Genomic DNA, 21,878 nt, shown 5'->3' with positions numbered 1-21,878 from the left:
GATGAAGGAATTTAAAACGATACTCCAGGAATGCACGAAGATTGATTTTAATCTACACAAGGCAGCACTGGCTACAGTCGTTAAAGTGAGAGGCTCATCGTATAGAAGTCCTGGTGCCCGCATGTTGATTACTGATGATGGTAAGTGGGTAGGATCTATCAGCGGAGGATGCCTGGAGGGTGATGCCTTGCGCAAAGCGCGCTTGGTAATGACCGATGGGAAACCTTTAACTGTTACGTACGATACACGAGAAGAAAGTAATCAAAACCTTGGGATTAGCTTAGGATGCAATGGCGTGATCGATGTATTGATTGAACCTATAAACCCGGAAGATCAGAATAATCCAACGTTGCTTTTTGATAGTATCATCAAGATGAATGCCCCGGTTGCACTGGCCACTATATTTGTGCACAACGATGCTCATGAGATCGGAAAAAAACTTTTAGTTACCCCTGGATTAACGAAGCTTCACAATCTGCAGGATCCGGAACTCGAACGAATTATTTCCGCTGATCTCAAAATCTTGTTTGAATCAAAGAAATCCGAAGCCAAAGTATATACAGTAAAGGGTAAAGAAATAGAAGTCTTCATTGAGCTGATTCAGCCTTCTGTTTCACTTATTATTTTCGGAGGTGGATTTGATGCACGGCCGGTGAGTTACCTGGCCAAATCACTTGGCTGGGAAGTTACCGTTACCGATGAATGTGTTGCACATATAGCGCCACTCTTTTTTCCCGCAGCTGACAATCTCTCGCTTTGTCAACGTGACTTTATAGACCGTGATTTCAACATCACCCCATACACAGCCTGTGTATTAATGTCTCATAATTATGAGTATGATAGAGACGTGTTGCGAAAACTACTAAAGACAGAAACACCATATATAGGTATGCTTGGACCCAGAAAGCGTTTTGATAAAATGCTTAACGAGTTTGCAAAAGAAAATATTCAGCTTTCTTCAAATGATGTTCACCGCATTCATTCTCCGATAGGTCTTGATATTGGTGCGGAAGCTCCTGATGAAATTGCCGTTTCTATTATTGCTGAAATCCAAAGTAAATTTTCCAATCGCTCGGGTGGGTATTTAAAATACAGAACGGGTTCTATACATCAACGCGATTCTGCAAGCGACCAAGTGTTCAAGCAAGTATATTTGCATCATCACGAAGACAAGGCTGCACAGAACTCCTAATATTTATACAATGAAAAAATGGATCGTTTTTCTATTTATAGTAATATCGTTCGCAGGTTATTCGCAAGAAATCCAAAAACAAATCAATGAACAAGTCTGGGAACCTTTCATAACATCATTCAGCAATCACGATACACAGGGATTTATGTCTGTTCATTCTCAGGATTTAATTCGTACTCCGCGTGACTCGAAAACACTTTTATCCTTTGATCAATATAAAAAACAGAATACCGAAGGAGATAACAAAGCACTTCAGCAAAAAACGAAACGGTCTATAGAGCTTCATTTCCTGGAGCGAATAGCAAATGAGAACCAAGCTTATGAAGTAGGTGTATACAAGACAACTGTCATAAACGCCCAGGGCGAGAGTAGAAGTTTCTATGGTAAATTTCATGTAGTGCTTCGTAAGGAAAATGGAATCTGGAAAATACTCGTTGATTCTGATTCATCAGAAGGGGGAACCATTAGTGAAAAAGATTTCAATAACGGAAAGCCATTGGAGCCGTGAGTAGGATAAGTATAGGTATAATTATACTTGCTGCAGGTTCTTCAACACGAATGGGCCAATCAAAACAGATGTTGCCTATCTTTGGAGAACCAATGCTCACCAGAACGTGTAACATTGCGTTAAAATCAAAAGCTGCATATACCGTGGTGGTGCTTGGAGCGAACAAAGACCTTCACGAAAGTATATTAAAAAATCAACGAGTAGCTATCATTCAAAACCCATTGTGGCAAAACGGCATGGGAGGTTCTTTAAAGGCAGGGCTCAATCACTTGTTAACAATTGACGCAGCCATTGATGCGGCTATCATCATAGTCTGCGACCAGCCCTATATATCCGAAGATCATCTGAATGTTCTGATTGATCGATATCTATTAACACAAAAAAAAATTATAGCATCTTACTATTCAGATTCACCTGGAGTGCCTGCTCTTTTCGATAAAAACATATTCCCCGTATTATTGAATATGCCTGACGACCAAGGTGCTAAAAAAGTAATTACACTTCACCCGGAAGACGCTGAGCTTATTAATTTCCCCAACGGGGAGATTGATTTAGATACACCGGACAGCTATAAATCCTTCCTTGATAAAAACTCCTAAAGACTAACCATTTCCTACATCAGTGATAGGCCTTGCGTTCTTTATACGAATATATAGTCATTGAAAGCTAGATTTGATTTCACGTCTAAACTACATCTATCAATGGCTGGAATTAAAAACATTGAGGGTCTTACAACAGACCAAATCAACCGAGAACTCGCACATGGCGCTAAGTTCGTTGTGTTCCAATTCACAATTTCTGTTCTTGTAATGACCTTCAGACGATCATCAGACATTTATTTTATTCGCTCTGGTGAAAGTCGTTTGATTAAGGGACTACCTTTCACTCTTATGACATTTTTACTAGGCTGGTGGGGAATTCCTTGGGGGCCTATATATAGTATTGGCAGTTTAGTCCACAATCTGAATGGCGGCAAAGATGTTACTCAGGAAATTCTTAATTCCTATAATAACCAGGAAAGCCAAACAGCAACCGGGTGAAGAAAAGTATATATACTAAAAAAGCCATCTCTTGAGAAGATGGCTTTTTAGTATTGTTTCGTAGATAACTACACTTTGATCTCTACATCAACTCCGCTAGGAAGTTCAAGTTTCATCAAGGCGTCTACAGTTTTTGCACTGTTTGAATAAATGTCAACCAAGCGCTTGTAGGTGCAAAGTTGAAATTGCTCACGTGACTTCTTGTTAACGTGTGGGGAACGAAGTACAGTGAATTTTTCTTTTTCGGTTGGTAACGGAATAGGACCGCTAACTACAGCACCTGTTGCCTTTACAGCTCTTACAATTTTCTCAGATGATTTATCAACCAAGTTGTGATCGTAAGACTTAAGTTTTATTCTGATTTTCTGGTTCATGATCTAAACGCCTTTTAGATGTTTATTATTTAGCGGCAACTGCGCCTTTTACTTCTTCAATTACTTTGTCTGCAAGGTTCTTCGGAACCGGAGCATAGTGTGAGAACGTCAGGGATGCAGAAGCACGACCTGAAGTAAGTGTTCTCAAGTCTGTAATGTATCCGAAGAGTTCTTTCAACGGAACATCGGCTCTGATAAGCTGTGCACCCGAACGAGTGTCCATGCCTTTCATAACACCACGTCTTCTGTTCAGGTCACCTGTTACAGAACCTGTATATTCATCCGGGCTCATTACTTCTACTGACATGATTGGCTCAAGTAACTGAGGAGCACATTTCGATGCAGCTTCCTTAAAACCAATACGAGCTGCCAATTCGAATGACAATGAATCTGAATCGACATCATGGTAAGAACCGTGGTATAAACGAACGCGCATGTTGTCGATCGGATATCCAGCCAGCGGACCATTTACCATTGCGCTTTCGAAACCTTTCTGAACAGGTTGAATGAATTCGCGAGGAATTACACCACCTACGATATCGTTTACAAACTCCAGACCGTCTTTATCGCCTTCTTTCAGTTCGCGTGGCCCGATTTCGAATACGATATCAGCAAATTTACCACGACCACCAGTCTGCTTCTTATAAACTTCTTTATGCTCAACAGACTTCGTAAGAGCTTCTTTATAAGCAACCTGAGGAGCACCCTGGTTGATCTCTACTTTGAATTCACGCTTCAGACGATCGATAATGATCTCCAAGTGAAGTTCACCCATACCACGAAGAATCGTTTGACCAGTTTCCTGATCTGTATTCACACGAAGTGTTGGATCTTCCTCTACAAGCTTCGCGATAGCCATACCCAGCTTATCAACATCTGCTTGTTTCTTAGGTTCAATAGCATAACCAATTACAGGCTCAGGGAACACCATTGATTCTAGAATTACTTTGCGTTTTTCATCGCAAAGTGTATCACCTGTTTTAATATCTTTGAACCCAACTACCGCTCCAATATCACCAGCAACCAACCTTTCGATTTGATTCTGTTTGTTAGCATGCATTTGGAATACACGCGAGATACGCTCTTTATTTTCTGATCTTGTGTTGTAAACATATGATCCCGATTCAAGCACACCTGAGTAAGCGCGAACGAAGCAAAGACGTCCAACGAAAGGATCTGTAGCAATTTTAAATGCAAGTGCTGCAAATGGTTCTTTCTCATCTGGTCTGATAATAACCTCTTGGTCAGTATCAGGATTAGTTCCAATGATATCATCTTTATCCAATGGTGAAGGAAGAAGTTCCATCACATAATCCAACATAGTCTGAACGCCTTTGTTTTTAAAAGACGATCCGCATACCATTGGAATAACCTTCATCGCTATTGTGGCTTTTCTCAAAGCTGTCAATATTTCTAATTCCGTAATTGAATTCGGATTCTCGAAATATTTTTCCATCAATGATTCATCGAAATCAGCCACAGCTTCCAGAAGTTTTTCTCTGTATTCTTTGACTTCTTCCAACATATCATCAGGGATTGGAACAACTTGGAAAGTCATGCCTTTATCGGCTTCGTTCCAAACAATACCTCTATTGTTAATCAAGTCAACAACACCTCTGAAGTTTTCTTCTGCACCGATTGGCAACTGAAGAGCAACTGCATTGCTACCTAATTTTTCTTTTACCTGTTTACAAACTCCAAGAAAATCAGAGCCTGCACGGTCCATTTTATTCACGAAACCAATACGAGCAACCTTGTAATTATCCGCAAGGCGCCAGTTTGTTTCTGATTGAGGCTCAACACCATCAACAGCACTGAATAAAAACACAAGACCATCCAATACACGGAGGGAGCGGTTTACCTCAACGGTAAAATCCACGTGACCAGGTGTATCAATAATATTTACGTTATACTTATTACTTCTATAATCCCAGAATACTGTAGTAGCGGCCGAAGTAATGGTAATACCTCTCTCCTGCTCCTGAGCCATCCAGTCCATAGTAGCAGCACCTTCGTGTACTTCACCGATCTTGTGATTAACACCGGCATAATACAGAATACGCTCGGTAGTTGTTGTTTTACCTGCATCAATGTGAGCAGCAATACCTATGTTTCTGGTGTATTTTAAATCTCTAGACATTACCTGGTCCTCTGATTAGAATCTGAAATGTGAAAATGCCTTATTCGCTTCTGCCATACGATGTGTATCATCTTTCTTCTTTATAGCAGCGCCCTCGCCTTTTGAAGCAGCGATGATTTCAGCAGCAAGCTTATCCATCATTGTCTTCTCACCGCGAAGTCTCGAATAATCAATCAACCATTTGATGCTCAGGTTCACTTTACGCTCCGGACGAATTTCAACCGGAACCTGGAATGTAGCACCACCAACACGTCTACTTTTTACTTCAACAGAAGGTGTCAGATTACTCATGGCACGCTTCCAAACTTCGAGACCGCTCTCGTTGGTTTTCTTTTCTACTAAAGCAACAGCATCATAGAAAATGCCATATGCTGTACTTTTCTTGCCTTGTTCCATTAGGTAGTTCACGAACTTCGTTACCAACGTGTCGTTGAACTTAGGGTCAGGAAGAAGATATCTTTTCTTAGGTTTTGTCTTTCTCATGGCTCTATCCTATTATTTTTTACCTTTTGCTGGCGCACCTTTAGCTGCAGGAGCTGCTGCACCTGGCTTAGGACGTTTTGCACCATATTTAGAACGGCTTTGTTTACGACCATTTACACCTGCAGTATCCAGTGCACCACGGATGATGTGGTAACGAACACCTGGCAAATCTTTAACACGACCTCCACGAATAAGCACAATAGAGTGCTCCTGCAGGTTGTGACCTTCACCCATGATGTATGCGTTCACTTCTTTGCCGCTTACTAAGCGAACACGAGCTACTTTACGCATCGCAGAGTTAGGCTTTTTAGGAGTTGTTGTGTACACACGTGTACATACTCCTCTCTTCTGTGGGCAAGAATCAAGGGCCGGAGATTTCGATTTGAATTCCAGTTTCTTACGCCCTTTTCTTACAAGTTGTTGAATGGTCGGCATTTATATTTCTTTTATAAACCTCTCAAAAATTAGGACTGCAAAGGTATTTAAAGTATGACAGCTTGCAAAGCCATGTTAGATTATTTTTAAAGGATTAGAGCATTATTGAGTAGTTAAATATGACTTTTAGTGCAAGCAAAGCCTGAGTAGCACTTTTTCATTCATATTCTTACTAATCATTTTTTACGCTTCACCAACTGTTCCACCAAAATTCATTGGAAACTTTGGCATATCCTCTGTTCTTTTTATCGGGCCGAAGCTACTTTCATACTTATCTATATTGTCTTTTAATGCTAATAGAAAACGTTTGGCGTGCTCCGGAGTAATCACTATCCGGGATTTGACTTTGGCCTTCGGAACCCCCGGCATTAAGCGAATAAAGTCAATGACGAACTCGCTGTTAGAATGCGCAATCATGGCCAGGTTCGAATAGATCCCTTCAGCAATTTCTTCTGAAAGCTCTATATTGATCTGGTTTTGAGCTTGTTTGTTTTTTTCGTCTGTCATATTCTAAATAGTTCTTGCACCGAGGTCACAAGTTTAAATCATATTCAATATCCCTATAAGCAAAATGCGGATGGCCATTTAGGGCGCATCCGCAGATTGTTCTATTTCAATTTGTTAATTAATCCTGGAGTTCTTTCTCGCGATCACGAGCTCTTTCAGGAGCATTAACCAATGCATTGTATTCATCCTTATGCGTTACAATCAAATCAGCAAATCTACGCTGACCAGTTCCCGCAGGGATCAAGTGACCTACAATTACGTTCTCTTTCAAACCATTCAACCAGTCAGTTTTACCACGGATAGCAGCTTCGCTAAGTACTTTCGTGGTTTCCTGGAAGGATGCAGCAGATAGCCAACTTTCAGTTTTCAACGAAGCCTGAGTAATACCTTGAAGCGTTGGTCTCGAAACAGCCGCCAGTGCATCGCGTACCTCAACCAATTTATGGTCTTTTCTGCGAAGAACTGAATTCTCGTCTCTTAATTCCCGCGCGGTAATGATCTGGCCTGGCTTCAACACTTGAGAGTCGCCTGCTTCAATAACTACCTTTTTATCAAGAATCAAGTCGTTATCTTCTCTAAACTGAAGTTTATCAACGTATTCGCCTGGCAGGAAGCTTGTATCTCCCGGATCAATGATTTCAACTTTCTGCATCATCTGGCTTACAATAGCCTCGATGTGCTTATCATTGATTTTCACACCTTGCAGACGGTATACTTCCTGGATTTCATTCACAAGATATTCCTGAACAGCAGTCGGACCTTTAATTGATAAGATATCCGAAGGCGTGATCGAACCATCAGATAATGGCTGACCGGCTTTTACGAAGTCGTTATCCTGAACAAGGATGTGTTTTGACAGTGGCACTAAATAACGCTTTTGTACACCATCACGAGATTCAATAAAGATTTCGCGATTACCACGTTTAATACCTCCATAAGTAACAACTCCGTCAATCTCACTTACTACTGCTGGATTTGAAGGGTTACGTGCTTCGAACAATTCAGTTACACGAGGCAGACCCCCTGTAATATCACGAGATTTACCCATGGTACGAGGAATCTTCGCCAGCACTTGTCCTGCTTTGATTTTCTCACCTGCATCTACTGCTAAGTGAGCTCCCACAGGAATGTTATAACCTTTTGTATCAGTTTTCCCTTTTACAACAATAGCAGGGTTCTTAGTCTTATCACGTGTCTCGGTGATTACTTTCTCACGGTGACCAGTTTGTTCATCTGATTCTTCCTTGTAAGTAACACCTTCAATTATCGCTTCATATTCAATTGTTCCATCGAACTCAGACAAGATCACAGCGTTGTAAGGATCCCAGAAACAAAGTTCCTCACCTTTTTCCACTTTCTGACCGTCTTTCACTTTCAGGAAAGCACCGTAAGGAACGTGGTTAGTGATCAATACTCTAGTCTTTTCACTGTCTACAATTCTAATCTCCCCGGTACGACCCATTACTACCTGGATCGGGTTGTTATCATTGTTCGTTGTATCAATGGTACGGATACCTTCGAATTCAAGAATACCGCTAAACTTCGCTTTGATGTTTGCTTCTACAGCGATGTTAGACGCAGTACCCCCAACGTGGAATGTACGAAGTGTAAGCTGCGTTCCTGGTTCACCAATGGATTGTGCTGCAATTACACCTACAGCTTCACCTGCTTGTACCATTTTACCGGTAGCCAGGTTACGACCGTAGCATTTAGCACAACCTCCTACTTTCGATTCGCATGTAAGCAGTGAGCGAATTTCAACTTCTTCAATCGCTGTATCTTCGATCAACTTAGCAAGCTCGTCAGTAATTTCAGAATTCGCAGGGCAGATCAATGTATCATTGATCGGATCATATATATCATGAACTGTAACACGGCCAAGGATACGTTCTGATAAAGGTTCAACGATGTCTTCGTTGTCCTTCAAAGCCGTTACTTTCAAGCCACGTAAAGTTCCACAGTCATCTTCACTCACTACAAGATCCTGTGCAACGTCCACAAGCCTACGCGTTAAGTAACCAGCATCGGCTGTTTTCAACGCAGTATCAGCAAGACCTTTACGAGCACCGTGCGTAGAGATAAAGTATTCCAATACATCCAATCCTTCTTTAAAGTTAGAAAGGATCGGGTTCTCAATGATGGAACCTACTGAACCTGCAAGGTTCTTTTGAGGTTTCGCCATCAGACCCCGCATACCACCTAACTGACGAATCTGTTCTCTCGAACCACGAGCACCAGAGTGCATCATCATGTAGATCGAGTTAAAACCTTGCTGGTCTTCTTCCAGCTGTTTCATCAGTGTATTGGTGAGCAACGTATTCGTACGCGTCCAGATATCAATCACCTGGTTGTAACGCTCGTTGTCAGTAATAAGACCCATCATGTAGTTGTTCCAAACGGCATCAACCTCTTCCTGGGCATTTGCTACCAATTTCTCTTTTTCGGCAGGAACTTTTACATCGTTCAAGCCCATTGACAATCCACCTTTGTAAGCCATCTGGAATCCAAGTTCTTTAATATCGTCAAGGAACTTGGCAGTCTTAGATTGACCTGCAATTTTGTAGATGTCAGAGATGATCGTCTGAAGTTTTTTCTTTGTAAGAAGTTCATCTACAAAGCCTACTTCTTCCGGTACGAATTTGTTGAAGATAACACGTCCTGCGACAGTGTCAATCATCTTAAATTCTAAGTCACCTGTCTTCTTATCTTTTACAACAGCGCGAACTTTTATGTTAGCGTGCTTTGAAAGTTTACCTTCATTGAACGCAACTATAACTTCTTCAGAAGAGTAGTAGCGTTTGTTCTCACCTTTAATTGGATGTTCAGGAGTTCCTTTTCTTCCTTTTGTGAGATAGTATAATCCCAACACCATGTCCTGAGAAGGAACTGTGATAGGGGCACCGTTAGCAGGATTAAGGATGTTGTGCGATGACAGCATCAATAACGAAGCTTCCAAAATCGCTTCTTGTCCAAGAGGAACGTGAACCGCCATCTGGTCACCGTCAAAGTCAGCGTTAAACGCAGTACATACGAGCGGGTGAAGCTGGATCGCTTTTCCTTCGATCAATTTCGGTTGGAATGCTTGTATACCTAGTCTGTGAAGTGTTGGAGCACGGTTCAAAAGAACAGGATGTCCTTTCAATACGTTTTCCAAAATGTCCCAGATCACTGGATCTTTTCTGTCAACAATTTTCTTTGCTGACTTCACAGTTTTTACAATTCCTCTTTCAATCAGCTTACGGATAATAAATGGCTTGAATAACTCAGCCGCCATATCTTTTGGAAGACCGCACTCGTGTAATTTCAGCTCAGGACCAACCACGATTACTGAACGACCCGAGTAGTCAACACGTTTACCCAGCAAATTTTGACGGAAACGTCCTTGCTTGCCTTTCAGCATATCACTCAAAGATTTCAGCGCGCGATTTCCATCGGAACGCACAGCGTTTACTTTTCTTGAGTTATCAAACAAAGAGTCAACAGCTTCCTGAAGCATACGCTTCTCATTACGAAGGATAACTTCCGGAGCTTTAATATCGATCAATCTCTTAAGACGATTGTTACGAATAATAACACGTCTGTAAAGATCATTCAAATCTGATGTTGCAAAACGACCTCCATCCAATGGTACGAGTGGACGTAATTCCGGAGGAATTACCGGAACCATTTTAATCACCATCCATTCAGGCTTATTCTCAATACGAGTTTTTGCATCACGGAAAGCTTCAACCACTTTCAAACGCTTCAATGCTTCAGCCTTACGTTGTTGAGATGTATCAGTCGCTGCCTGGTGTCTTAATTCATATGAAAGTGTGTCAAGTTGAGTTCTTGATAACAGCATTTCAAGTGCATCCGCACCCATTTTCGCGATGAACTTCTTAGGATCATTGTCATCCAACAATTGATTCTCGCGAGGAAGTTTATCAATGATATCGAGGTATTCTTCTTCGGTTAAGAAATCAAGACGATTTACACCATCTTCTTCTTTAACACCAGGTTGAATCACCACATAGCGTTCGTAGTAAATAATTTGATCGAGTTTCTTGGTAGCAAGGCCAAGCAAGTAACCAATCTTGTTAGGGAGCGAACGGAAATACCAGATATGTGCTACCGGTACAACTAACTCGATATGCCCCATGCGCTCGCGTCTTACTTTCTTCTCGGTAACTTCTACACCGCAGCGATCGCAAATGATACCTTTATAACGGATACGCTTATATTTTCCACAATGACATTCCCAATCCTTCACGGGACCAAAAATCCTCTCGCAGAACAATCCTCCCATTTCTGGTTTGTAAGTTCTGTAGTTAATGGTTTCTGGTTGCGTTACTTCACCATGTGAGCTTTCCAGAATTGATTCAGGAGAAGCCAAGCTAATGGTGATCTTGGAGAAGTCGTTGTTGATCTTTTTATTTTTTCTGAAAGACATAGTGTAAGTTTTCAGTTAAGTACTTATAAAGTGTACAAGTCCGGTATCCTGAAGTTTTGAAGCATTTTGCTTAAAACTTCAGGACCCGACTTTATTAATCCATGGTGATTTCAAGAGCCAAGCCTCTGAGTTCATGTACAAGTACATTGAATGATTCAGGAATATTGGGCTTGCGCATGTTTTCACCCTTAACAATCGCTTCGTAGGCTTTCGCACGACCGATCACATCGTCAGACTTGATGGTAAGAATTTCTTGCAGGATGTTCGAAGCACCGAATGCCTCGATCGCCCATACCTCCATCTCCCCAAAACGCTGACCACCGAACTGTGCTTTACCACCCAGCGGTTGTTGTGTGATAAGAGAGTATGGCCCGATAGAACGTGCGTGCATCTTATCATCAACCAAGTGACCAAGTTTCAGCATATACGCGACACCTACCGTTACTGGCTGATCGAATTTGTCTCCGGTCAAACCATCGTACAGGTACGTTCTTCCGAAAAGAGGAAGACCCGCTTCGTCCAGCTCTGCTTGCACTTCATCTAATGATGCTCCATCGAAAATTGGAGTAGCGTACTTACGGCCGAGTTTCAATCCAGCCCAAGCCAACACGGTTTCATAGATCTGTCCAAGGTTCATACGTGACGGTACACCAAGCGGATTCAAACAAATGTCTACTGGTGTTCCATCTTCCAGGAATGGCATATCCTCTTCACGAACAATACGGGCTACGACACCCTTATTTCCGTGACGACCTGCCATTTTATCTCCTACTTTCAATTTACGTTTTTTCGCAATGTAAACTTTAGCAAGCTGTACTATACCGGTTGGCAATTCATCTCCAACTTCCAATGTAAACCGTTCACGCTTGAATTCACCTGCGTAAGTGTTACGTTTCACAATGTAATTCTTCACCATCTGACCGATGAGCTCATTCGTATGCTCTTCAGGCGTCCAGTTTTCAAGACTTACATCAGAAATCAAGTTGACTTCTTCAGGAACGTTGTAATTGCTTTCATCGCGGTAAATGTTTTTATCAGGGAACAGGTTATTCTCAATCACCTTTGCTGAGAACTTAACACCTTTGCTCACTAATTCATCACCGAATTTATGCTTCACACCATTGCTGGTTTTTCCATTCAGTAATTGTGTCAACTTCTTGATCATCTCTTCACGAAGATCACTTAGTTGCTTGCTATACTTGCTCTTCAGTGCATCGAGCTCCTTCTTAGATTTTGAACGAACATCTTTGTCGCGTTTCGGTCTTGAGAAAAGCTTCGTGTCAATCACAACACCTTTCAATGATGGAGGTGCCTTCATAGAAGCATCCTTCACATCACCAGCTTTATCACCGAAGATTGCGCGGAGAAGTTTTTCTTCAGGAGTAGGATCTGTTTCTCCTTTCGGAGTGATCTTACCAATCAGAATATCACCTTCACGAACCTCAGCACCAACACGGATGATACCATTTTCATCGAGATGTTTTACCGCTTCTTCGCTAACGTTCGGTATCTCAGAAGTAAGTTCTTCTTCACCACGTTTTGTATCACGAACTTCAAGCTCAAATTCTTCAATGTGAATCGATGTATATACATCGTTCTGAACAACTCTCTCAGAGATTACAATCGCATCCTCGAAGTTATAACCTTGCCATGGCATGTAAGCCACGAGTAAGTTACGTCCCAGAGCGAGCTCTCCATTTTGAGTAGCATATCCCTGACAAAGTGGTTGTCCCTTAACTACCTTTTCACCTTTGCGAACAAGAGGTGTCAGGTTGATACAAGTATCCTGGTTAGTTCTTCTGAACTTGATCAGGTTATAAGTTCTGAATTCATCATCAAAACTTACCAACTGCTGTTCTTCAGAAACTTCGTACTTGATAATAATTTTCTTGGCGTCAACAAAATCCACAACACCATTTCCTTCTGCAAGGATAAGTGCACGTGAGTCTAATGCTACACGACCTTCAAGACCTGTTCCAACAATAGGAGCTTCTGGTCTTAAAAGAGGCACAGCCTGACGTTGCATGTTCGATCCCATCAATGCACGGTTCGCATCATCGTGCTCAAGGAAAGGAATCATAGAAGCTGCTACCGAAACAATTTGATTCGGAGCAATATCCATATACTTAAGATCCTTCGGCTCGATTACCGGGAAGTCACCTTCGAAACGCGCCTTTATTTTTTCATCCACGAACTCTCCGGTCGGTTTGATCGGAACCTTAGCTTGTGCAATGTAATTTGTATCTTCTTCTTCAGCGGTCAGGAAGATCACAGGCTCTTTTACTTTTACCTTACCGTTTTCAACTTTACGATATGGTGTTTCAATGAAGCCCATCTTGTTCACTTTAGCGTGAACACAGAGAGACGAAATCAAACCAATGTTTGGACCTTCCGGAGTTTCAATTGTACAGAGACGTCCGTAGTGCGTATAGTGTACGTCACGAACCTCGAAACCTGCACGTTCACGGGAAAGACCACCAGGACCGAGTGCCGACATTCTGCGTTTGTGCGTAATCTCTGCAAGCGGATTGGTTTGATCCATGAATTGAGACAGCTGGTTCGTACCAAAGAAAGAGTTGATAACAGAAGACAACGTACGCGCATTGATCAGATCAACCGGTTTGAAATCTTCATTATCGCGAACGTTCATTCTTTCCTTGATGGTTCTCGCCATACGGGCAAGACCTACACCAAATTGAGAATATAACTGCTCGCCTACTGTTCTTACACGTCTGTTACTCAAGTGATCTATATCATCGACAACTGCTTTAGAGTTGATCAGACCGATAAGGTACTTCACGATCAGAATAATATCTTCTTTCGTCAATACACGTTGATCTGAACTGATATCAAGACCTAATTTCTTATTGATTCTATAACGGCCTACTTCACCAAGATCATAGCGCTTCTCAGAGAAGAACAAGCTGTTGATTATATCGCGAGCTGTTTGTTCATCCGGAGCTTCAGTGTTTCTCAACTGACGATATATGTACTCAACCGCCTCTTTTTCAGAGTTGGAAGTATCTTTCGCCAGTGTATTGAATATAATATTGTAATCAGCGATGTTAATATCATCTCTATGAAGTATAATTGACTTCACACCAGATTCTACGATAACATCAACGTCTTCTGCTGCGATCGTGTGATCACGCTCCAATAACACTTCGTTACGATCGATGGACACCACTTCACCAGTATCTTCGTCCACGAAGTCTTCAGTCCATGTCTTCAGCACCCGTGCTGCGAGTTTGCGACCTACTGTTTTCTTAAGCGTATTTTTGTTTGCTTCAACCTCTTCTGATAAGCCGAACAGGTCAAGTATATCTTTATCTGAACCGTACCCAATTGCACGCAACAAGGTGGTTACAGGGAATTTCTTTTTACGGTCGATGTATGCATACATCACAGCGTTTACATCGGTCGCGAATTCAATCCAGGATCCTTTGAAGGGAATGATCCGCGCTGAATAAAGTTTTGTGCCATTCGTGTGTTTGCTCATCGCAAAGAATACACCAGGAGAGCGGTGTAACTGAGATACGATAACACGCTCGGCACCATTGATTACGAAAGATCCCTTTTCGGTCATATAAGGAATATTACCGAGGAATACTTCTTGTTCAATAGTTTCAAAATCTTCGTTATCCTCATCGTTGCACGTAAGGCGAAGCTTCGCCTTCAATGGCACGGAGAAAGTCAATCCACGGTCGATGCACTCATCTACTGAGTACTTCGGAGGATCGATTGTATAATCTACAAACTCTAAAACAAAGTTTTCGCGGGAATCACTAATCGGGAAGTTCTCTGCAAAAACCTTATACAAGCCTTCATTTTGTCTTTTTTCGGCCGGAGTTTCAATCTGTAAGAAATCTTTGAAAGACTGGAGTTGAAGGTCCAGAAAATCAGGGTATTCGAGGATCTTCTCAATTCCTGAGAAGTCGATTCTACCGTTAATAGTCTTCTTTGCCAAGGTGTTTAACGTTTAAGTTCTTTGTCCTGGACGGGAGAACAATAGGAAATACAAGTTTGAGTACAAATGGGAATAGACCCTGTCTCTCCCATTCTTTTCAGAACAGAATAGACACAGGGTCTAACCGAAGCTTTCAGACGGTACTCTTCGTCTGGATGAAGATTACTTCAATTCAACTTCGGCACCAGCCTCAACAAGTTGCTTCTTCAGGCTTTCTGCTTCGTCTTTAGGTAAACCTTCTTTGATAGTTTTAGGTGCACCGTCTACTACGTCTTTAGCTTCTTTCAAGCCAAGGCCAGTAAGATCTTTCACCAGTTTCACGATCTGAAGCTTGTTTGCTCCAGGAGCTTTCAACACTACATCGAAGTTAGTTTTTTCAGCGGCAGCAGCACCAGCGCCAGCGCCAGCAGCAGGACCAGCTACTACAGCAGCAGCAGCAGGCTCAATGCCATAAGTTTCTTTCAAGTAAGAAGCCAATTCAGTAACTTCTTTAACAGTGAGTTCAACAAGTTGATCTCCGAGTGCTTTAATATCAGCCATTTTCGTAAAATTTAATTAAGTCTTGTTAGTAATTTATTTTGATCCACGTTCTTCCAGTGCTTTTACCAAGCCAGCCACTGTATTCTTTCCGCTCTGAAGAGCTGAGATAAGATTCTGGGCAGGAGCCTGAAGCATTGCAATAACATCGCCGATGAGCTCGTTCTTAGATTTAAGCTCGCTCAGCATAATAAGATTCTCATCTCCGATAAACAGATCTGAGTTGATGGAAGCTGCTTTCAATACAGGTTTGCCATCCAGTTTCGTACGAAACTCTCTAATCACCTTTGCGGGAAGATTACCAGCTTCTTTGGAGAATAATACTCCTGAGAAACCTTCTAATGCTGTAAACAAAGGAGAGTAGTCATTACCCTCTTGTCTTTCAAGTGCTTTACGAATCAATGTATTTTTATATACCTTATACTCGATACCGCTTTTGAAACACATTCTTCTGAAACTATTAATCTGAGCTACGGTAAAACCACCTGCATCAGTAATATAGAAGTGGGCGTTGTTGGCAAACTTCTCTGAAAGCTCTTCAATAATTTGTGCTTTTTCTTCTCTGGTCATGTCTTTAATTCTTAAATGCCAGCAATCGAGTTTTTGTCAACTGCTATCCCCGGACTCATGGTTGTTGAAATAGTGATGCTTTTGAAATAATCACCTTTCGCAGATGCCGGTTTCAGCTTAGCAACAACATTTATCATTTCGATAGCATTGTCCCGGATCTTTTCAGCCGAGAAGGAAGCTCTTCCAATGCCAACGTGAATGATACCTTGTTTATCAATTTTGAAGTCGATTTTACCGGCTTTTACTTCTTTCACGGCTTTACCAACTTCAAGCGTAACAGTTCCTGATTTAGGATTTGGCATAAGGCCTCTTGGACCAAGTACTTTACCAAGTTTACCAACCTTTGCCATTACAGTAGGTGTACAGATGATAACATCGATGTCTGTCCATCCACCTTCAATTTTCTGGATATAATCATCCAGACCTACGTGGTCAGCACCTGAGTCTTTTGCATCCTGAACTTTATCAGGTGTACAAAGAACAAGCACGCGAACCATTTTACCAATACCGTGTGGGAGTGCTACTACACCACGCACCATTTGATCTGATTTCTTAGGATCAACTCCTAAGCGGATATCAAGATCAACAGATGAATCAAATTTTGTAAAGGTGATATCCTTTAAAACTTTTGCAGCATCTTCCAGTGAATACTCCTTCTCAGGGTTGTATTTCGCAAGGACTGCTTTTCTGTTTTTAGAAATTTTCGCCATCGCTTTAATTATTTATCCCAAGGAGGGGTTCCTGATATAGTAATACCTAAGCTTCTTGCAGTACCTGCCACCATTTTCATTGCTGATTCAACTTTGAATGCATTGAGGTCTGGCATTTTGGTTTCTGCGATAGTTTTCACTTGATCCCAAGTGATAGAACCTACCTTTGTACGATTCGGTTCTGCTGAGCCTTTCTGTTTCTTAGCGGCATCCAAAATCAGGATTGCAGCGGGAGGAGTTTTGATTACAAAATCAAACGACTTGTCGTTGTAAATGCTGATCAAAACGGGCAACACCTGACCGGGCTTGTCTTGCGTACGTGCATTGAATTGCTTACAAAAGTCCATGATGTTTAGACCTTTTGAACCCAATGCAGGACCGATCGGAGGTGCTGGGTTTGCTGCCCCACCTTTTACCTGTAATTTCAGATAACCAATTATTTCTTTTGCCATGTTATCTTTATTCTAGCTTTTCTACCTGCATATAACTTAATTCAACCGGAGTATTCCGGCCGAAAATTTTCACCATTACATTGAGTTTCTTTTTGTCTTCAAAAATTTCCTCAACACTTCCGGTAAATCCGCTGAATGGACCATCCATTACTTTCACTGATTCACCTTTAATGAATGGTGTTTCTAGTTTTTCTTCTAGTTCGTCAATCTCATCAACTTTACCGAGAATCCTGTTAACCTCTGATTGACGAAGAGGTACTGGATCCTTGGAAGCCCCGGTTCCGTTGTTTCCGAGAAAACCGATCACACCTGGAATACTATTCACGGCATGATAAGCTTCTCCGTTCGAGAGATCTGCAGAAAGGAGAATGTAACCCGGAAAGAAGTTGCGCTCACGAACACGCTTCTTACCGCCTCTCATTTCGTATACTTTTTCTGAAGGAATTAACACCTGAGGGATGAAATCCGCCAGTTTAGAGCGCTCGATCTCAGTTTCCAAGTAAGACTTTACTTTCTTTTCCTGGCCACTGACGACCCTGAGTACATACCATTTCAGCTCGGGCATCACCTTCTAAATTAAAATTCTCTATAAAACCATTGAAGACCGGTTTTGAAAACCCAGTCGATTGCGCCAATCACTAAAGCGAAGATGGTTGAAGCCACCAACACCAAGATTGCACTACCCTGCAATTCACTGTATTTAGACCAAGTCACCTTGTTCTTGATCTCATCCCAGGATTCTGCCAAATAGGTTTTTACCTTCTCCATTGATTCAGTTTTTTGTCGAAGCTTACGCTTCTATTATTAAGCACGGGTGGAGAGACTCGAACTCCCAGCCAACGGTTTTGGAGACCGCTACTCTACCAATTGAGCTACACCCGTTTACTATTAATCAGCCCTGACTGGAAATTCTTTCCAAAATGAACTGTTCCCTCTTTCCCTTTCTGCTTAGCGGGAACCGTCCAATCCCCTGAGATGTATTTAAATACACTCAGCCCAAAAAGGGACTGCAAAAATAGAAGATTAGTATAGAAAATAAAAGCGTTCTTGAAAAATAATCCAAGAACGCTTTCTATTTGTAAATCAGATGATTAATCCAAAATTTCAGTTACCTGACCAGATCCAACGGTACGGCCACCTTCACGGATAGCGAAACGAAGACCTTTCTCCATAGCGATTTTGTTGATCAACTCAACTTCGATAGAGATGTTATCACCAGGCATAATCATTTCAACACCTGCAGGAAGTTTTACTTCTCCAGTTACATCCGTAGTACGGAAGTAGAACTGAGGGCGGTATTTGTTAAAGAAAGGAGTGTGACGACCACCTTCTTCTTTAGACAACACGTAAACTTCAGCTTTGAATTTAGCGTGTGGTTTTACTGAACCAGGCTTGCAGATAACCATACCTCTGCGGATCTGTTCTTTTTCAATACCACGGAGCAGAAGACCAACGTTATCACCAGCTTCACCTCTGTCAAGAATTTTACGAAACATTTCCACACCAGTAATTGTAGACTTCAGGTTTTCAGCACCCATACCAAGGATTTCAACTGCATCACCTGTGTTTACAACACCTCTTTCTATACGACCTGTAGCAACAGTACCACGACCAGTGATCGAGAATACGTCTTCAACAGGCATCAAGAAATCTTTGTCAATCAAACGAACTGGAATCGGAATGTATTCATCTACAGCCTTCATCAGTTCTTCAACTTTCTCAACCCACTTCGGTTCACCGTTCAGTGCACCAAGAGCAGATCCTCTGATTACTGGCATTGTATCGCCAGGGAAGCTATATGCTGACATAAGTTCGCGAACTTCCATCTCAACGAGATCTAACAATTCAGCGTCATCAACCAAGTCAACTTTGTTCATGAATACAACAAGAGCAGGTACACCTACCTGACGAGCAAGAAGGATGTGTTCGCGAGTTTGTGGCATAGGTCCGTCAGTAGCAGCTACCACGAGGATAGCTCCGTCCATTTGGGCAGCACCCGTAACCATGTTCTTCACATAGTCAGCGTGACCTGGACAGTCTACGTGAGCGTAATGTCTTTTCTCGGTAGCATATTCTACGTGAGAAGTATTGATTGTAATACCTCTTTCTTTTTCTTCAGGAGCGTTATCAATTGAAGAGAAGTCACGCATAGAAGCGAGTCCTTTAGATGCGAGAACTTTAGTAATCGCTGCAGTAAGCGTAGTCTTACCGTGGTCAACGTGACCGATAGTACCTATGTTTACGTGTGGTTTCGAACGGTCGAATGTTTCTTTAGCCATATTTGAAAATCCCAGTTAAAGTTTAAATTATTAAGTGTTTTGAAATTGTTTTTAAATTATTTCTTAAGTCCAATCTCCTATTGAACTAACACCCTGAACATTTTAAGCCTTTGAAAAGGGTCTGCTTATACTTTTCATGGATCCCGGAACAAATAAGAGTCGCTACTTCTTATGTTTCTTGTTATTGAGAATCCTAAACCAAAGGAGAGCTGTTGATGAGGATTGAACTCACGACCTCTTCCTTACCAAGGAAGTGCTCTACCACTGAGCTACAACAGCTTAGTAGCCGTTATACGTTATCTGTCAACCGTATTTCCTTTTTACGACCAACGGTTAACGGATAACGGCTCAACAAGAGCGGGAGACGAGGCTCGAACCCGCGACCTATAGCTTGGAAGGCTATCGCTCTACCAACTGAGCTACTCCCGCATTTAATTCAATTGTATTGATGCTACCTGAATGGCAACATCTATTTGCAATTGTGTGGGGGAAATAGGATTCGAACCTATGAAGTCATAAGACAACAGATTTACAGTCTGTCCCAGTTGGCCGCTTTGGTATTCCCCCTTAAATTATTTTTCCATTCTTTTTACCAAATCTCCGAAGAGATGTGATTTGAAAATGGTCAATCAATATTTCTTAGAACAAAACCTATTTTCTATGCTGTTTGATCAGCCCTTCAAAAAACAGGAGTGCAAAATTATACGCTTTTCCACTTTTTCAAAACTTATGTCGAGAATTTCGAAAATTCTTCTCAGAAAAGATTCAATTATTCTCTTTACATGGGAACAATCTCTGTTATTACGCCTGCTCCGAATTCTTTTTTGAACATTTCAAGGACTTGAGCTTTGTATAAAGAAAAATCTTTGCGCATGGTTGGAGAGTCAAATTCAACAAACAAGACTTTATTTTTTATAAAGAGCTTCTTTGTTCGCTTCGAAATTGGCTTGCCAACAATTCTCTCCCATGAATCGATGAGATTAGCTTCGTCAAACCTGGAGGTAAGCTGATATGAGTTGAGCAGACTTCGAATAGCCTCCCCAACAGATTGTACATCGCCTCCTCTATATTTCTTTGACATGGTGCAAATATAGATAAATGACGCGCGCGTTTTTGTGTATTTCGTTAAGAGAACGTTAGGATATTATCACTGCTTCTGAATAATATTTCCTGACTCCACAAAAAACAAAGTCGCTGAGACTTCGATGGATTTAAGCAATTCGCCTGTGCGATCGGGGCGGGCATCAGTAATAAAAAGTTGCCCCAGATCAGCTTTCATTAATTTTAAGAGCTTGGAAATTCTAAAGTCATCCAGTTTGTCAAAAATATCATCCAGTAGCAGAATAGGTTTAAACCCTTTTATTCTTTCAATGATTTCGAACTGAGCAAGTTTCAAGGCTATCACGAAAGATTTCTGTTGCCCTTGAGATCCTAGTCTTTTTAAATCTCCATTACCCAACGTAAAAACATAATCATCGCGATGGATTCCAAAGGAGGTCCGTTGTAATGCCAGATCTTTTTGTCTTGTCTTTAATAATCCTTCGACAAAACTTTTTTCTTTCAGCTCTGAAGCATAGTCGAGATTTGTTACCTCAACCTCGTCTACTATATATTGATAATACTTACGGAACACGGGTAAAAACTCTTCCGCGAAAGCGACACGTTTCTTAAAAATCTCCTCTCCTAACCTGACAAGCACCTGATCGTATGATTCTAATGCAAGCCAATCTGGAGTTCCTCGTTCCTGGAACATTCTGAGTAGGCTGTTCCTTTGTTTCAAAGCCTGATTGTACTGCATAAGTGCCTCTAAATATTTTTTATCCAGCTGAGAGATTATACTATCAAAGAATTTTCTTCTTGACTCACTGCTTTCACGAACCAGGTCGACATCATCAGGAGCAATCAGTATAACCGGATATTTTCCAATGTGATCACTGAGTTTCTGATAATCGGATCCTTCTTCCCTAAAAACTTTTTTTGACCCCGTCTGCACGGAACTCACCAGTTCATAAGGTTTATTCTCTTTGTAGAACTTTCCTTTCACCATAAAAAAACTCTGACCCGATAAAATACATTGCGTGTCGGAAGAAGCGAAGGCACTTTTTGTAAAAGACAAAGAATAAATTGCATCGAGCAGATTGGTCTTCCCGCTACCATTTTTACCTACCAAAACGTTAACTGCAGGCGAAAATCGAAGGTTTGCTTCCGGATAGTTCTTAAAATTCAGCAAATGTAAGTCGTGCAGGTACATGAGG

General features: G+C 41.5%; 20 protein-coding genes and 4 tRNA genes. 4 read left to right on the top strand and 20 right to left on the bottom strand.

The window, feature by feature from the left end; translation table 11 throughout:
* The first annotated feature begins 1 nt into the window (after window position 1).
* The 4 genes from B5Y40_RS18610 to B5Y40_RS29950 all read left to right on the top strand — a co-directional run bounded on the left by B5Y40_RS18610 (window position 2) and on the right by B5Y40_RS29950 (window position 2,740).
* Window positions 2–1,192 carry an XdhC family protein gene (locus B5Y40_RS18610; protein WP_079688292.1) on the top strand — a complete coding sequence of 397 codons (1,191 nt, stop codon included), beginning with the start codon at window positions 2–4 and terminating at the stop codon, window positions 1,190–1,192.
* Between the two features lie 10 nt (window positions 1,193–1,202).
* Window positions 1,203–1,700, top strand: coding sequence for a YybH family protein (locus B5Y40_RS18605; protein ID WP_079688291.1), 498 nt, complete (start codon window positions 1,203–1,205; stop codon window positions 1,698–1,700).
* Window positions 1,697–2,299 (top strand): nucleotidyltransferase family protein, encoded by a 603-nt coding sequence (locus B5Y40_RS18600; protein ID WP_143785812.1) that lies wholly within the window; start codon window positions 1,697–1,699, stop codon window positions 2,297–2,299. Before B5Y40_RS18605 ends, B5Y40_RS18600 begins: the two co-directional genes overlap by 4 nt.
* Window positions 2,300–2,590: 291 nt before the next feature.
* Window positions 2,591–2,740 carry a hypothetical protein gene (locus B5Y40_RS29950; protein WP_245840625.1) on the top strand — a complete coding sequence of 50 codons (150 nt, stop codon included), beginning with the start codon at window positions 2,591–2,593 and terminating at the stop codon, window positions 2,738–2,740.
* A gap of 68 nt (window positions 2,741–2,808) precedes the next feature.
* Here B5Y40_RS29950 and rpsJ read toward each other — a convergent pair whose 3' ends face one another.
* The 20 genes from rpsJ to recF all read right to left on the bottom strand — a co-directional run bounded on the left by rpsJ (window position 2,809) and on the right by recF (window position 21,874).
* Window positions 2,809–3,114 (bottom strand): 30S ribosomal protein S10, encoded by a 306-nt coding sequence (rpsJ, locus tag B5Y40_RS18590; protein WP_079688288.1) that lies wholly within the window; start codon window positions 3,112–3,114, stop codon window positions 2,809–2,811.
* 25 nt (window positions 3,115–3,139) lie between these two features.
* Window positions 3,140–5,254, bottom strand: coding sequence for an elongation factor G (fusA, locus tag B5Y40_RS18585; protein WP_079688287.1), 2,115 nt, complete (start codon window positions 5,252–5,254; stop codon window positions 3,140–3,142).
* 15 nt (window positions 5,255–5,269) lie between these two features.
* A complete protein-coding gene (gene rpsG / locus B5Y40_RS18580) occupies window positions 5,270–5,737 on the bottom strand; it encodes a 30S ribosomal protein S7 (protein WP_079688286.1) in 468 nt (155 codons plus the stop codon).
* 12 nt (window positions 5,738–5,749) lie between these two features.
* Window positions 5,750–6,172: a 30S ribosomal protein S12 gene (gene rpsL, locus B5Y40_RS18575; RefSeq protein WP_079688285.1), complete on the bottom strand. Its 423-nt coding sequence runs from the start codon at window positions 6,170–6,172 to the stop codon at window positions 5,750–5,752.
* A gap of 183 nt (window positions 6,173–6,355) precedes the next feature.
* Window positions 6,356–6,679 carry a DUF3467 domain-containing protein gene (locus tag B5Y40_RS18570; protein ID WP_079688284.1) on the bottom strand — a complete coding sequence of 108 codons (324 nt, stop codon included), beginning with the start codon at window positions 6,677–6,679 and terminating at the stop codon, window positions 6,356–6,358.
* 118 nt (window positions 6,680–6,797) lie between these two features.
* Window positions 6,798–11,108, bottom strand: a complete 4,311-nt coding sequence (gene rpoC, locus B5Y40_RS18565; RefSeq protein ID WP_079688283.1) for a DNA-directed RNA polymerase subunit beta' — start codon at window positions 11,106–11,108, stop codon at window positions 6,798–6,800.
* 94 nt (window positions 11,109–11,202) lie between these two features.
* Window positions 11,203–15,075, bottom strand: coding sequence for a DNA-directed RNA polymerase subunit beta (gene rpoB / locus B5Y40_RS18560; protein WP_079688282.1), 3,873 nt, complete (start codon window positions 15,073–15,075; stop codon window positions 11,203–11,205).
* 162 nt (window positions 15,076–15,237) lie between these two features.
* On the bottom strand, window positions 15,238–15,615 hold the full coding sequence (rplL, locus tag B5Y40_RS18555; protein ID WP_079688281.1) for a 50S ribosomal protein L7/L12: 378 nt from the start codon (window positions 15,613–15,615) through the stop codon (window positions 15,238–15,240).
* Window positions 15,616–15,648: 33 nt separating this feature from the next.
* Window positions 15,649–16,182, bottom strand: coding sequence for a 50S ribosomal protein L10 (gene rplJ / locus B5Y40_RS18550; protein WP_079688280.1), 534 nt, complete (start codon window positions 16,180–16,182; stop codon window positions 15,649–15,651).
* Between the two features lie 11 nt (window positions 16,183–16,193).
* Window positions 16,194–16,892 carry a 50S ribosomal protein L1 gene (gene rplA, locus B5Y40_RS18545; RefSeq protein WP_079688279.1) on the bottom strand — a complete coding sequence of 233 codons (699 nt, stop codon included), beginning with the start codon at window positions 16,890–16,892 and terminating at the stop codon, window positions 16,194–16,196.
* 8 nt (window positions 16,893–16,900) lie between these two features.
* Complete coding sequence (gene rplK / locus B5Y40_RS18540; RefSeq protein ID WP_079688278.1) at window positions 16,901–17,344, bottom strand: 50S ribosomal protein L11; 444 nt, start codon at window positions 17,342–17,344, stop codon at window positions 16,901–16,903.
* A 7-nt stretch (window positions 17,345–17,351) separates the two neighbouring features.
* Window positions 17,352–17,909, bottom strand: coding sequence for a transcription termination/antitermination protein NusG (gene nusG, locus B5Y40_RS18535; RefSeq protein ID WP_079688277.1), 558 nt, complete (start codon window positions 17,907–17,909; stop codon window positions 17,352–17,354).
* 11 nt (window positions 17,910–17,920) lie between these two features.
* Window positions 17,921–18,112: a preprotein translocase subunit SecE gene (gene secE / locus B5Y40_RS18530; RefSeq protein WP_079688276.1), complete on the bottom strand. Its 192-nt coding sequence runs from the start codon at window positions 18,110–18,112 to the stop codon at window positions 17,921–17,923.
* A 41-nt stretch (window positions 18,113–18,153) separates the two neighbouring features.
* A tRNA-Trp gene (locus B5Y40_RS18525) sits at window positions 18,154–18,226 on the bottom strand.
* A gap of 209 nt (window positions 18,227–18,435) precedes the next feature.
* Window positions 18,436–19,623 (bottom strand): elongation factor Tu, encoded by a 1,188-nt coding sequence (tuf, locus tag B5Y40_RS18520; RefSeq protein WP_079688275.1) that lies wholly within the window; start codon window positions 19,621–19,623, stop codon window positions 18,436–18,438.
* Between the two features lie 207 nt (window positions 19,624–19,830).
* A tRNA-Thr gene (locus tag B5Y40_RS18515) sits at window positions 19,831–19,902 on the bottom strand.
* A gap of 77 nt (window positions 19,903–19,979) precedes the next feature.
* Window positions 19,980–20,052, bottom strand: a tRNA-Gly gene (locus B5Y40_RS18510).
* A 55-nt stretch (window positions 20,053–20,107) separates the two neighbouring features.
* A tRNA-Tyr gene (locus tag B5Y40_RS18505) sits at window positions 20,108–20,190 on the bottom strand.
* Window positions 20,191–20,401: 211 nt separating this feature from the next.
* A complete protein-coding gene (locus B5Y40_RS18500; protein ID WP_079688274.1) occupies window positions 20,402–20,704 on the bottom strand; it encodes a DciA family protein in 303 nt (100 codons plus the stop codon).
* A 66-nt stretch (window positions 20,705–20,770) separates the two neighbouring features.
* Window positions 20,771–21,874 carry a DNA replication/repair protein RecF gene (gene recF / locus B5Y40_RS18495; protein ID WP_079688273.1) on the bottom strand — a complete coding sequence of 368 codons (1,104 nt, stop codon included), beginning with the start codon at window positions 21,872–21,874 and terminating at the stop codon, window positions 20,771–20,773.
* Window positions 21,875–21,878: the final 4 nt, after the last annotated feature.

Origin of the sequence: Ohtaekwangia koreensis (assembly GCF_900167975.1) — a bacterium.
Classification (GTDB): Bacteria; Bacteroidota; Bacteroidia; order Cytophagales; family Cyclobacteriaceae; genus Ohtaekwangia; species Ohtaekwangia koreensis.
This window is presented reverse-complemented; position numbering and strand designations above follow the sequence as displayed.